The organism is Streptomyces alanosinicus, from assembly GCF_014650595.1.
Lineage (GTDB): Bacteria > Actinomycetota > Actinomycetes > Streptomycetales > Streptomycetaceae > Streptomyces > Streptomyces alanosinicus.
This window is the reverse complement of sequence record NZ_BMVG01000009.1, coordinates 213,671-226,748: the sequence shown is the minus strand read 5'-3', so window position 1 is coordinate 226,748 and position 13,078 is coordinate 213,671. Positions and strand designations below refer to the sequence as shown.

Below are 13,078 nucleotides of genomic sequence, written 5' to 3'. Positions count from 1 at the left end.
CCGAACGGACCTGCACTCCACACGACTTGGAGCTGACGTGCACCGCAGAATCATCGCGCCGGGCGCGCTCGCGGCGGCCTCCCTCCTGCTGGCGATCCCGGCATCGGCCGCGAGCTACTCCCCCGGCGCGCCGGGCATCGGCGACCCCTACTACCCCGACTACGGCAACGGCGGCTACGACGTCTCGCACTACGACCTCAGGCTGCAGTACCAGCCGAAGACGGACGAGTTGCAGGGCACGGCGACGATCCTGGCGAAGACCACACAGGATCTGTCCAGCTTCGATCTGGACTTCCTGCTGGACGTCAGCGAGGTGCGGGTCAACGGCGCCAAGGCCGCCTTCACGGCCTCTGGCCAGCACGAACTGGTCGTCACCCCGAAGACGCCGCTGGCCGAGGGCACGCCGATCACGGTGGTCGTCCGCTACAGCGGGGTGCCGTCGACGAAGAGCGCCTACGGCTTCAACACCTGGCACCGCACGCCCGACGGCGCGGTGGCCGCCGATGAGCCCGAGGCCGCCTGGTGGTGGTTCCCGAGCAACGACCACCCGAGCGACAAGGCCACCTACGACGTGTCGGTGGCCGTGCCGGACGGCACCCAGGCCATCTCCAACGGCACACTGCAGGCGACCAGTTCGAAGGCCGGCTGGACCCGCTACAGCTGGCGGCAGAACAAGCCGCAGGCGACTTATCTGGCCACGCTCGCCATCGGCAGGTTCGACATCACCACGGGCACCTCCGACGGCGGCGTGCCGGTCATCAACGCGTACAGCAAGGACCTCGGCGACAACGACGGGGCCGCGCGGGCGAGCGTGGAGCGCACCGGGGAGATCGTCGACTGGCTGAGCGGCTACTTCGGGCCGTATCCGTTCAGCTCGGCCGGCGGGTATGTGCCGAACACCACCACCGGGTACGCGCTGGAGACCCAGGGCCGGGTCTACTACAGCCCGAAGCAGTTCGCGAAGGGCTCCAACGTCTCGGTGGTCGTGCACGAACTGGCCCACCAGTGGTACGGCGACGATGTGTCGCTGAAGGGCTGGAAGGACATCTGGATCAACGAGGGCTTCGCGACGTACGCGCAGTGGCTGTGGTCCGAGCACGAGGGCGAGGGCACCGCCCGGGAACTGGCCGACTACGTGTACGCCTCGCACCCGGCCGACGACCCGTTCTGGACGGTCAAGCCCGGCGACCCGGGCCCTGACAAGCAGTTCGACAGCGCGGTCTACGACCGGGGCGCCCTCGCCATCCAGGCGCTGCGCAACGCGGTCGGTGACGATGCGTTCTTCGCCATCCTGAAGGGCTGGCCGCAGTCGCACGCGTACGGCAACGCCTCGGTGGCCGACTTCGAGCGGTACGCCGAGCAGGTCTCCGGCAAGCCTCTCGCGGCGCTGTTCGACACCTGGCTGTTCCAGCCGTCGAAGCCGGCCGCTTCGGCCGGACATGCCGCCTCGGCGGCGAAGGCGGGCGTGACGGTGGCCCGGCCGAAGTCCTGGAAGAAGATCGAGGCGGCCCACGACGGCCAGGAGGCTGTACGGCAGGCGCGGGGACGCTGACGCCGCCCCTCGGTCAGGTCGCCCCGCCGGCCCTCGTGCGGGCGGGCTGCGGGGTGGCCGGTCGCGGGGAGCACGACGCGCGGCGGTCGAGCTCGGCTCGCTCCGGGGCGGTCCGGGGCGGTCCGGCCTGTGTGCCGTCCCGGCGCCGTGACGTTCGGCCCCTGCCTCCGGACGGACGACGGGAGTTTGACGACGGGGCCTGGGGCCTGTCCGGCGGATCAGGGCGCGGGAAAGTGACGGTGCCTCATCGGCGCAGGTGAGCGGGGCGTGCCGGCCCCCGCGTCCGCGACAGGATCCGCCGGAGAGGCCCTAGGGTCTCGGTCCGGTGGCCGTCCGCTGGAGCAGTTCGTCCCGGCCTATCGAGTCCGCTAGGGAGGCCGGGACCGTGCAGGCGTAGGCGCCCGCGATCGCGCCGTAGTGGGCGCAGCGCTCGGGTGGCTCGCCGCTGAGGCGGCCGTAGAGGAACGCGGCGGCGAAGGCGTCGCCCGCGCCGTTGGAGTCCACCACCGGTGCGGGCGGCGGCACGGCGGGCACGCGGGTGAGCTCGCCGTCGGCCAGCAGATACGCGCCCTCGGCTCCGGCGGTGGCGACGACGGCGCGGGCCCGGCCCCGCTCGGCGATGCGCCGCAGGGTCCGCTCGGGGTCGCTCAGCGCGGCGGCCGACAGGAAGACGAGGTCCGCCGCGTGGGCGAACGGCTCGTGGTACGGGTTCTCGCCGTCCCAGTCGTGCAGGTCCGTGGAGAGGGGGACACCCGCCTCGGCCAGCGTCGGCAGGGCCTCGGCGCAGGGCTGGGTGATCGTCACATGGATGTGCCGGCTCGCCCCGGCCAGCCCGCGCAGCAGCTTCGGTGGGAAGCGGTCGCCGGGGCGGGCGCGGCTGGTGTCGTACAGGGACAGGCGGCGGCCGTCCGGGCCGACGAGGTTGACCGCCCGCTTGGTCCCGGCGGGCTGCGGCAGTGCGGTCAGCGCGATGCCGTGCTCACGGTGCAGGGCGCGCACCAGGTCGCCCTCGGGGTCGTCGCCGACGAGGTCGAGGTGGTGGGTGCGCAGGCCGAGTGCGGCGAGGCCCAGCGCGACGAAGTCACCGGTCTGCCCGGCCCGGGTGCGGATGCCGGTGTCGATCATGTAGCTGTCGGCGTACGGGAGGGGCAGTTCGGGGACGTGGATGATCGTGTCCACGCCCGATCCGCCCAGCACCAGGACGTCCGTCGCAGGGGTACCCGAGCTCATCCGCCGTCCTCCCCGAGGTCGTACACCGTCACCGTGGCGCCCTTGGCCGACGGCACGGTGGCGCCACCTCGGACACACAAGATCTCCGACATGACGCCACCGTAGGCGATGCCACTGACAGTGGCTCTCGGGTTCTCCGGGCTGCTGCTTCTTTCCCGGGCTGCTACTTCTTTTCCCCGGCTGCTACTTCGTCAGCTCGGACAGCTCCTGCTCGGTGTTCTGCGACACCCGGCGGCGGACGGCGTACCAGCCGACGACCAGCATCAGGGCGATCACCGGGATGAGCAGGAGGGTCTTGCGGCCGACGTCGGGGTCGTTCCACATCATGCCCAGGCAGACCAGCAGGAAGGCGATCGTGGCGATCTCGGTGACCGGGCTGAACTTCAGCTGGAAGTGCGGCCGGGTCACCAGGCCGGCACGGGCGCGGCGGACGAAGACCATGTGGCAGATCATGATGATCACCCAGGTGCTGATGATGCCGAGGGAGGCGACGTTCAGCACGATCTCGAAGGCCTGGCTGGGCACCAGGTAGTTCAGGCCGACGCCGAGGACACAGACACCGCAGGTCAGCAGGATGCCGCCGTAGGGGACCTGGCTGCGGCTCATCACACGGGTGAACTTCGGCGCGGAGCCGGCCATGGCCATGGAGCGCAGGATGCGGCCGGTGGAGTACAGGCCGGAGTTCAGCGAGGACATGGCGGCGGTCAGCACGACCAGGTTCATCACATCGCCGGCCGCCGGGATACCGATCTTGGACAGGACCGTGACGAACGGGCTCTGGTCGGCGGAGTACACCGAGCCGGGCAGCAGCAGCGCGAGCAGCACGACCGAGCCGACGTAGAACAGGCCCACCCGCCACATGATCGAGTTCACCGCGCGCGGGACGACCTTCTCCGGCTCGGCGGTCTCGCCGGCGGCCACGCCGACCAGCTCAAGGGCGGCGTAGGCGAAGATCACGCCCTGCATGACCAGGACGACCGGCATCATGCCGTGCGGGAAGACACCGCCGTGGTCGCTGATGACGCTCAGGCCCGGCGTGGTGCCGTCGACCTTGTGCTGGGTGGCCAGCAGGAAGATGCCGACGAACATGAAGCTCACCAGCGTGGCGACCTTGATGATCGCGAACCAGAACTCCATCTCGCCGAAGATCTTCACCGAGATCAGGTTCACGGCGAGGACCACCGCGAGGGCGATCAGCGCGAGCACCCACTGCGGGATGGAGGTGAAGAAGCTCCAGTAGTGCGTGTAGAGCGCGATCGCGGTGATGTCGGCGATACCGGTGGTCGACCAGTTCAGGAAGTACATCCAGCCGGCGACGTAGGCGCCCTTCTCGCCGAGGAACTCGCGCGCGTAGCTGACGAAGGAGCCGGAGGACGGGCGGTACAGGACCAGCTCGCCCAGGGCGCGTACGACGAAGAACGCGAAGACGCCGCAGACCAGATAGGCGAGGGCGAGCGCCGGGCCCGCGTTGTGCAGGCGGCCTCCGGCGCCCAGGAAGAGACCGGTGCCGATGGCGCCACCGATGGCGATCATGTTGACGTGGCGGGCCTTGAGGTCCTTGCTGTAGCCGGCGTCGCCCGCGTCCGCGGGCGCCTGGGCCGCTCGGGGGGCTGCGGCCTGTGCCGATTCCACGGCGTCGTTGCTCACGGGTGGTTCCACTTCCTGGTGCGCCCGGGCCTTGTGGGTCCGGGGGTCGTGCAGGGATCGGCCCGCACCACCCTGTCGAACGGCGGCACAGACCAAGGCAGCAGCTTCCCAGAAAGATCCGCGGATAAGCGGTGGCCCATGTCACAGAGCGTCGCTTCTCACACGATCCGCCCGGAGGTCACCTGACGTTCACCGACGGTTTCACGCCATGGGTGAGACAGCGATACTGCTGCATATGACGACCGATGCCGGGCAGACGCCCCTCACCATCGACGAGCTGGCCGCCCGGGCGGGCGTCACGGTCCGCACCGTCCGCTTCTACGGCAGCAAGGGTCTGCTTCCCCCGCCGGTGATCGGCCCGCGCCGGGTGGGGCACTACGGGCCGGAGCACGTGGCGCGGCTGGCCCTCGTCGAGGAGTTGCAGCAGCAGGGCATGACGCTGGCGGCGATCGAACGGTACGTGCGGCAGCTGCCCGCCGATCTGAGCCCGCACGATCTGGCCATTCACCGTGCGGTGGTGGCGTCCTGGGCGCCGGACACGGTGGACACGGTGTCCCGGCGGGAACTGGAACGGCGGGCGGGCCGGCCGCTCACCTCCGAGGACCTGCAGCGGCTCGCGGCGATGAACGTCGTCATGCCGGCGGACGACGGCGCCTTCCGTGTCGACTCGGGACTGCTCCGGCTCGGGGTGCAGCTCCTCGACGTACCGCTGTCGCAGGAGGCGATCCTCGCGGCGCGCAAGGTGCTCATCGAGCACTCGCGCGCCGCGGCTCACGAACTCTCCCAGCTCCTGCGCGGCGAGGTGGCGGAGCGGGACGCCCAGGACGTGAAGTTCCTGTCCGCGCACATGCACCCCTTGGTGGTGCAGGCGCTGCTGACCACGTTCCAGCGCTCGCTGCGGGAGGAGCTGGGCGAGTGGGTCAGCGGACCGGACGTCAGCGGGCCGGACGTCAGCGGATCCGACGCGGACGTCAGTCGCTGAAGCGCTCCCCCTTCTCGGCCTTCGCCACGAGCAGCGCGGGCGGGGTGAAGCGGTCGCCGTAGGCCCCGGCGAGTTCCCGCGCGCGGGCTACGAAGCCGGGCAGGCCGCCTTCGTAGCCGTTGATGTACTGGAGCACACCGCCGGTCCAGCCCGGGAAGCCGATGCCGAAGACCGAGCCGATGTTGGCGTCGGCGACCGAGGTCAGGACGCCTTCCTCCAGGAGCCGTACGGTGTCGAGCGCCTCGGCGAAGAGCATCCGCTCCTGCATGTCGCGGAACGGGATCTCGTACCCGGGCTTGCCGAAGTGCTCGCGCAGGCCGGGCCAGAGTCCGGCGCGCTTGCCGTCCTCGCTGTAGTCGTAGAAGCCGGCGCCCCCGCTGCGGCCGGGGCGGCCGAACTCGTCGACCATGCGGTCGATGACCGCCTCCGCCGGGTGCGACGTCCAGGTGCCGCCCGACTCCTCAACAGCCCGCCTGGTCTCCTTGCGGATCTTGCGCGGGAGGGTGAGGGTCAGCTCGTCCATGAGGGAGAGGACCTTGGCGGGGTAGCCGGCCTGGGCGGCGGCCTGCTCCACGGACGCCGGCTCGATGCCCTCGCCGACCATGGCGACGCCCTCGTTGATGAAGTGGCCGATCACCCGGGAGGTGAAGAAGCCCCGCGAGTCGTTCACGACGATCGGCGTCTTGTTGATCTGCCGGACCAGGTCGAAGGCACGCGCGAGGGCCTCGTCGCCGGTGCGCTCGCCCTTGATGATCTCCACCAGCGGCATCTTGTCGACCGGCGAGAAGAAGTGCAGACCGATGAAGTCGGCCTGGCGCTCCACGCCCTCGGCGAGCGTGGTGATGGGCAGGGTGGAGGTGTTGGAGCACAGCAGCGCGTCCGGGGCGACGACAGACTCGATCTCCTGGAACACCTTGTGCTTGAGCGAGGTGTCCTCGAAGACGGCCTCGATCACGGCGTCGCAGCCCGCGAGGTCGGACGCCTCGCCGGTGGGCGTGATCCGGGCGAGCAGCGCGTCCGCCTTCTCCTGGCTGGTACGGCCCTTGGCGACGGCCTTGGCGCACAGCTTCTCGGAGTAGGCCTTGCCCTTGGCGGCGGCCTCCTGGGAGACGTCCTTCAGGACGACGTCGATGCCCGCGCGGGCGCACGAGTAGGCGATGCCGGCGCCCATCATGCCGGCGCCGAGGACGGCGACCTTGCGGACCGGGCGGGGCTCGATGCCCTTCGGCCGGTTGGCGCCGGAGTTGACGGCCTGGAGGTCGAAGAAGAACGCCTGGATCATGTTCTTCGAGGTCTGACCGGCGGCCAGCTCCACGAAATAGCGGGCCTCGATGACCTGGGCGGTCTCGAAGTCGACCTGGGAGCCCTCGACGGCGGCGGCGAGGATGTTGCGCGGGGCGGGGTAGGGCGCGCCGTTCGTCTGCTTGCGCAGGGTGGCCGGGAAGGCGGGCAGGTTGGCGGCGAACTTCGGGTTGGCGGGCGTACCGCCCGGGATCTTGTAGCCGGGCTTGTCCCAGGGCTGCTGCGACTCGGGGTTCGCGTCGATGAAGGCGCGGGCCTTCGCGAGCAGTTCCTCGGGGGTGGCGGCGACCTCGTGGACGAGACCGCCCTCCTGGGCGCGCCGCGCGTTGTACTGCTGCCCCTGGAGGAGCACCTTCAGCAGGGCGTCGGCGATGCCGAGCAGCCGCACGGTGCGGACGACTCCGCCGCCTCCGGGGAGCAGGCCGAGGGTGACCTCGGGGCAGCCGATCTTGGTGCCGGAGGTGTCGAGGGCGACCCGGTGGTGGCAGGCGAGGGCGAGTTCGAAGCCGCCGCCGAGGGCCGCGCCGTTGATCGCGGCGACGACCGGCTTGCCGAGGGTCTCGATACGGCGCAGATCACGCTTGATGGCGAGGCCGCCGTCGAAGAGGTCCTGGGCGGTCTCCGGGGTGACCCGGATCAGGTCGCGCAGGTCGCCGCCGGCGAAGAAGGTCTTCTTGGCGGAGGTGAGGATGATGCCGCGGATCGAGTCCCGTTCGGCTTCGAGCCGGTCGGTGATCGCGGCGAGGGATTCGCGGAACGCCTGGTTCATGGTGTTCGCGGACTGGCCCGGGTCGTCGAGGACGAGGGTGACGACACCGGTGTCGTCCTGCTCCCAGCGGATGGTGGTGCTCTCGGTCATGACAGTCGTCTCCGTTGAAGTCTCTGAAGTCTCGTGATTCCGCGGGGAGTTCAGATGCGCTCGACGATGGTGGCGATGCCCATGCCGCCGCCGACGCAGAGGGTGGCGAGACCGTAGCGCTTGTCCTGGCGCTCCAGTTCGTCGATGAGCGAGCCGAGGATCATCGCACCGGTCGCGCCGAGGGGGTGGCCGAGGGCGATGGCGCCGCCGTTGACGTTGACCTTGTCGAGGCTGAGGCCCATGTCCTTCACGAAGCGCAGGACGACCGCGGCGAACGCCTCGTTGATCTCGACGAGGTCGATGTCGTCGATGGTGAGGCCGGCCTTCGCCAGGGCCTTGCGGGTGGCGGGGGCGGGACCGGTGAGCATGATGGTCGGCTCGGAGCCGGAGACGGCCGCGGAGACGATCCGCGCGCGCGGGGTGAGGCCGTAGCGCTCGCCGATCTCCTGGGAGCCGATCGCGACGAGCGAGGCGCCGTCCACGATGCCGGAGGAGTTGCCCGCGTGGTGGACGTGGTCGATCTTCTCCACCCAGTGGTACTTCTGCAGCGCGACGGCGTCGAAGCCGCCCAGTTCGCCGATGTCCGCGAACGACGGCTTCAGTTTCCCGAGGGAGTCGGCGGTGGTGCCGGGGCGCGGATGCTCGTCGTGGTCGAGGACGACCAGGCCGCTGCGGTCCTTGACGGGGACGACCGAGCGGTCGAAGCGGCCCTCCTTCCAGGCCGTCGCGGCGCGCTCCTGGGACAGGGCCGCGTACTCGTCGACGTCCCGGCGGGAGAAGCCCTCGATGGTGGCGATCAGGTCGGCTCCGATGCCCTGCGGCACGAAGTTCACGGCGAGGTTGGTCATCGGGTCGTTGAACCAGGCGCCGCCGTCGGAGGCCATCGGCACCCGGGACATGGACTCCACGCCACCGGCCAGGACGAGGTCCTCGAAGCCGGAACGGACCTTGGCCGCGGCCATGTTGACGGCCTCCAGGCCAGAGGCACAGAAGCGGTTCTCCTGCACGCCCGCGACCGTGTCCGGCAGTCCGGCGGCGATCGCGGCGATCCGGGCGATGTCGGAGCCCTGGTCGCCGACCGGTCCGACGACGCCGAGCACGATGTCGTCGACGGCGGCCGGGTCGAGGCCGGGGAAGCGGTCGCGGATCTCGTGGATGAGACCGACGACCAGGTCGATGGGCTTCGTGCCGTGCAGGGCGCCGTTCGCCTTGCCGCGGCCGCGCGGGGTGCGGATCGCGTCGTACACGTACGCTTCGGTGCTCACTGGTGTGCCTTTCGGGAGGGTGGGCCGAGCGGGGTGGGCGGGGTCAGTCGGCGTCGGTGACCGGCTCGTCGTTCACGGATGCGGGTATCCCCCAGTCCCGCGCCACCGCCTCCGTGTCCGCGCCGGGCAGGGCGGGGCCGGTGCGGACGGCGGTGGGGGTCGCGGAGAACCGGGGGGCGGGTGCCGGCTGGGTGATGCCGGCGTGCTCGGTGAAGGTGCCGCGGGCGGCGAGGTGCGGATGGTGCGGGGCCTCGCGCAGGGACAGCACAGGGGCCACACAGGCGTCCGTTCCCTCGAAGACGGCCGTCCACTCGTCGCGGGTGCGGGACGCGAAGCGGGCGGTGACACGCTCGCGCAGCTCGCCCCAGCGGGTCCAGTCCTTGTGGGCGGCCGCCAGGTCGTCCAGGCCCAGCAGACGCAGGAACTCGTCGTAGAACCGGCCCTCCAGGGCGCCGACCGCCATGTGCTTGCCGTCGGCCGTCTCGTAGGTGCCGTAGTAGGGGCAGCCGCCGTCGAGGAGGTTGGCGGCGCGCCGGTCCTGCCAGCCGCCGGCGGCCAGCATGCCGTGGATCATCGCGGACAGATGGGCGGTGCCGTCGACGATGGCGGCGTCGACGACCTGGCCGGTGCCGCTCGCGCGGGCGTGGTGCAGGGCGGCGAGGACGCCCACGACCAGATAGAGGGAACCGCCCGCGTAGTCGCCGAGCAGATTCGCGGGGAAGGCCGGGGGCTGGTCCGGGCGGCCGATCATGCCGAGAGTGCCGGTGAGAGCGATGTAGGCCACGTCGTGGCCCGCGCGGTCGGCGAGCGGGCCGTCCTGGCCCCAGCCGGTCATCCTGCCGTAGACCAGGCGGGGGTTGCGGGCGTGGCAGTCCTCGGGGCCGACGCCGAGCCGCTCGGCGACGCCGGGGCGGTAGCCCTCGATGAGGATGTCGGCCCGCTCGGCGAGGTCCAGCACGCGCGCGGGGCCGTCCGGTGCCTTCAGGTCGACCACGACGGAGCGCTTGTTGCGGTTGGTGACGTCGTAGGCGGGGTCGATCCCGAGGCCGGGGCCGCCGGGGCGGTCCACCCGGACCACATCGGCGCCCAGGTCCGCGAGGAGCATGGCGGCGAACGGGCCCGGCCCGATGCCGGCCAGCTCGACCACGCGCACGCCGCGGAGCGGACCGGCACCCGGCGTCGCCCGCGTCTCTGCCGTCGTCATGCGACCTGCCCCCAGACATGTGTGACACAACTGATGTAACACCGGCGATGCTAAGAACACGTTCCACCGGACACAAGACCTAACGAGCAAGCGCTTAGCCAAGTGCCCGGCCCGGCGCGGATCACCCGGGAGAGTCCGCTGTTCTCACGCTAGCCTCAGCCACCGACAGCGGCGCGAGCTGCGCGCAGCGACGGGTGGCGTGAACGGGCCGTACGGGGCGGGCGGCGCCTACGACCCCGTGCTCTCGCGGGCGGCGGCCCGAAGGGCCCGGCGGCACAGGGCGTCCGCCCGGCGCGTGGTCTCCGGCAGCCGGTAGCTCGGGGTGAGGGCCAGGGTGTGGGCCAGGGCGTTGCCCAGGCTCACCCGATGGCCGACGGAGACGAAGACCGGCTTGACCCCGTCCCGGGTGCGCAGCGCGCGGCCGACCTCCTCGGCCCCCGCGAGCAGCGCGGCGGACGCGCCCCGCTCCGCGCCGGGATCGTCGTACGTGAAGGTGAACGGGTTCTTGGCGACACCGATGACCGGCAGGCCGGTGAGCACCCCGAGGTGGCTCGCGAGACCGAAGCGGCGCGGATGGGCCAGGCCGTAGCCGTCGCAGACGACCAGGCCGGGCGGGCAGGGCAGCCGCTCCAGGGCGGCCCGCACGGTGGGGATCTCACGGAAGGCCAGCAGGCCGGGCACATACGGGAAGGAGACCCGGCCGACGGCCGTCGCCTCGGCCACCACGTCCAGGGTGGCGGCGTCCAGCACCACGGCAGCGGCGGCGACCAGGTCGAGGTCGTCGTCGTAGGCGACGTCGACGCCCGTGACACGGCCCGCCCCGGGCTCCGGTCCGTGCTCGTCGAGCACCACCCGGCCACGCAGCTCGTCCTGTACCGCGCGGGCCTCTTCCTCGGTCGCGGGCCAGCCCGCGGGTACGCCTACGGTCGTCATGGTGGCCTCGACTGTACGGCTCCGTGGCGGGTTGTCGGAGCCGGGGGGTACGCTCGCGATCATGTTCGTACTGGAGCTGACGTACACCGCGCCCCTCGACGCCGTCGACGCGCTGCTGCCGGACCATGTGGCATGGCTGGAGGAGCAGTACGACCAGGGCTTCTTCCTGGCCTCCGGGCGCAAGAACCCCCGGGACGGCGGGGTGATCATCGCCGTCGCCGAGGACCGCGCCCGGATCGAGGAGCTCATCGCGGCCGACCCGTTCTCCGTCGGCGGCGTGTGCACCTACCGCATCACGGAGTTCGCCGCCACGAAGACGGTTCCGGAACTGGAGCGCCACCGGCAGACGCCGGGCTGAGCCCACAGGGTCAGCCCTTCTCGGCGTTCAGCGCGCGTTGCAGCTGCGCCTTGTTCATCTCCGAGCGGCCCTCGATACCGCGCTGCCTGGCCTCGTTGTACAGCTGGTCGTAGGTCGGGCCCCCGGAGCCGTGGCCCGACCGCTTGCCGCCGCGCTCGCCGGACGACATGTCCTTGAGCGAGGTGCGGCTCGCGGTCCTGGACTCGCCGGCGCGGGCACGCTCCTTGTTCACGGTCCGCGCGGCGATCTCCTCGGCGCGCTCGGTGCTCTCGCCCCGGTCCTGCGCGCTCTTCTTGATGTGCTCGTACTGGCGCTCTCGCTTGGAGCTGGAGCCGGCGGGCATGATCGCTCCCTTCGTCCCGCGGCACGGGCGGCACGCGCCGCTTCAGGGGCGGCGCTCCCGCCGCTTGCCGTACGGGACGAGTACCCGGGTTCCGGACGCTGACGTCAGCGTTCCAGCCGTGCCACCCTGCCCTTCTCGCCGGCCGCCCAGCAGCCGAGGTCGGGTGTGCAGGCCACGGTGTCGTACGAGCCGGTGTCGATGGTCCGCCAGGTGCGGCCGGCGTCCGTGGTCAGGTCGGTGCCGGTGGGGCCGACGGCGAGCGCGGCGGTGCGGCTGTGCGGCAGCCAGGCGGCCCCGGAGCGGTAGGCGGGCGGGGGCGTGCCGGACGGCGTCCAGGTGCGGCCGCCGTCGGCGGTGACGGCGGCGGAGTGCGGCGAGGGCTGGTCGGACCGGTAGTCGCCCCCTACGGCGAGGCCGTGGCCGCGGTCGCGGAAGGCGAGCGCGAAGACACCCCTGGCCGGATCGCCCGCCGGGACCGGCGTGTCGGCGGCCGTCCACGTCAGTCCCCGGTCGTCGGAGTGCAGCACGCGCGCATGGGCGCCGCCGCCGGTGGCCAGCCAGACGTCCCCGGGACCCGAGGTGACCAGGCACTGACCGCTCGCGGCGAAGCCCGCCTCGCCGTCCTGGGCGGGCGGCATGCCGTCGGCCGGCAGCACCCGCCAGGAGCGGCCGCCGTCGTTCGTGGACAGGATGCGGAACTTTCCGTCCACGGGGTCGCTCATCGCAAGGCCGTGCCTGCGGTCGAAGAAGGCCATGCAGTCGTAGAACGCCTTCGGGTCGGTGTTGCGGAAGGACTCCGTCCAGGTCGCCCCGCCGTCGTCGGTGCGATACACCCGGGAGGCCTCGCCCTCGCCGATCGCCAGCACCACCGCGCGCCGCGCGTCGAACGCCTGGACGTCGCGGAACTCCAGGCCCGCCGCACCCGGCGGAGAGACGTTCCGCCAGCGCGCTCCGCCGTCCGTGGTGCGCAGCACGGTGCCGCCGGTACCGGCCAGCCAGGCGGTGCGCCGGTCGACGGCCGCCAGGCCCCGGAAGCGGACCTGCGGGGTGCCCGGGTCCTTCGGTGCCCAGTGCGGACTCCCGTGCCCGAGGGTCCCGGCCTCGGCCGTGGGAACGGTCAGCGCAGCCAGCGCCGCCCCGCACGCCACCCCCGCCGCCACCAGCCTGCTCCTGCGTCTGCCGCGTCGCGTGCTCCCCAAGCGCCTCATGGCGGGCGAAGCTAGCCCACCGGTCCGGCGCCGTCCAGAGGGCGGCGGCCCGTCGTCGCGGCCGGCCCACCGGTCTTGTCACCCCGCGGGAACATGGTGACCGACGTCACTCCGTCTTCTTGTGCACGCATCGGCTGGATCCGTCGTCTTTCCCCATGCCGGGTGCCCCGCACCCGGGCGTAGTCCAGCTGTCAC

Annotated in this window: 11 protein-coding genes; 3 read left to right on the top strand and 8 right to left on the bottom strand. The window is 71.7% G+C overall.

Translation table 11 applies throughout. The annotated features are described in order from the left end of the window. Window positions 1–37: 37 nt before the first annotated feature. Entirely contained in the window at window positions 38–1,552 is a 1,515-nt protein-coding gene (locus IE277_RS21490; RefSeq protein WP_189954817.1) for a M1 family metallopeptidase, read from the top strand. A gap of 309 nt (window positions 1,553–1,861) precedes the next feature. Here the strand turns inward: IE277_RS21490 and IE277_RS21485 are convergent, their stop codons facing one another. Both IE277_RS21485 and IE277_RS21480 read right to left on the bottom strand, forming a co-directional pair. After that, window positions 1,862–2,782 (bottom strand): PfkB family carbohydrate kinase, encoded by a 921-nt coding sequence (locus IE277_RS21485; protein ID WP_189954815.1) that lies wholly within the window; start codon window positions 2,780–2,782, stop codon window positions 1,862–1,864. A gap of 183 nt (window positions 2,783–2,965) precedes the next feature. Beyond that, entirely contained in the window at window positions 2,966–4,429 is a 1,464-nt protein-coding gene (locus tag IE277_RS21480) for an amino acid permease (RefSeq protein ID WP_189954814.1), read from the bottom strand. 235 nt (window positions 4,430–4,664) lie between these two features. Here IE277_RS21480 and IE277_RS21475 point away from each other — a divergent pair, with 235 nt between their 5' ends. Then, window positions 4,665–5,411, top strand: coding sequence for a MerR family transcriptional regulator (locus IE277_RS21475; protein WP_189954812.1), 747 nt, complete (start codon window positions 4,665–4,667; stop codon window positions 5,409–5,411). On the opposite strand, the gene IE277_RS21470 is transcribed toward IE277_RS21475, so the two are convergent. The 4 genes from IE277_RS21470 to IE277_RS21455 form a co-directional block, all read right to left on the bottom strand. Next, complete coding sequence (locus IE277_RS21470) at window positions 5,401–7,572, bottom strand: 3-hydroxyacyl-CoA dehydrogenase NAD-binding domain-containing protein (RefSeq protein WP_189954810.1); 2,172 nt, start codon at window positions 7,570–7,572, stop codon at window positions 5,401–5,403. The genes IE277_RS21475 and IE277_RS21470 overlap by 11 nt on opposite strands. 50 nt (window positions 7,573–7,622) lie before the next feature. After that, the gene (locus IE277_RS21465; protein ID WP_189954808.1) at window positions 7,623–8,837 is read right to left on the bottom strand and encodes an acetyl-CoA C-acetyltransferase; all 1,215 of its coding nucleotides are present in this window, start codon (window positions 8,835–8,837) and stop codon (window positions 7,623–7,625) included. A gap of 43 nt (window positions 8,838–8,880) precedes the next feature. Beyond that, window positions 8,881–10,041, bottom strand: a complete 1,161-nt coding sequence (locus IE277_RS21460; RefSeq protein ID WP_189954806.1) for a CaiB/BaiF CoA transferase family protein — start codon at window positions 10,039–10,041, stop codon at window positions 8,881–8,883. Window positions 10,042–10,269: 228 nt separating this feature from the next. After that, the gene (locus IE277_RS21455) at window positions 10,270–10,974 is read right to left on the bottom strand and encodes an endonuclease V (protein WP_189954804.1); all 705 of its coding nucleotides are present in this window, start codon (window positions 10,972–10,974) and stop codon (window positions 10,270–10,272) included. Window positions 10,975–11,035: 61 nt separating this feature from the next. Here IE277_RS21455 and IE277_RS21450 point away from each other — a divergent pair, with 61 nt between their 5' ends. After that, entirely contained in the window at window positions 11,036–11,332 is a 297-nt protein-coding gene (locus IE277_RS21450) for a YciI family protein (protein WP_189954802.1), read from the top strand. Window positions 11,333–11,342: 10 nt separating this feature from the next. On the opposite strand, the gene IE277_RS21445 is transcribed toward IE277_RS21450, so the two are convergent. Beyond that, window positions 11,343–11,675, bottom strand: a complete 333-nt coding sequence (locus IE277_RS21445) for a plasmid stabilization protein (protein ID WP_189954800.1) — start codon at window positions 11,673–11,675, stop codon at window positions 11,343–11,345. Between the two features lie 104 nt (window positions 11,676–11,779). Beyond that, on the bottom strand, window positions 11,780–12,883 hold the full coding sequence (locus IE277_RS21440) for a WD40/YVTN/BNR-like repeat-containing protein (RefSeq protein ID WP_189954798.1): 1,104 nt from the start codon (window positions 12,881–12,883) through the stop codon (window positions 11,780–11,782). Between the last annotated feature and the right edge of the window lie 195 nt (window positions 12,884–13,078).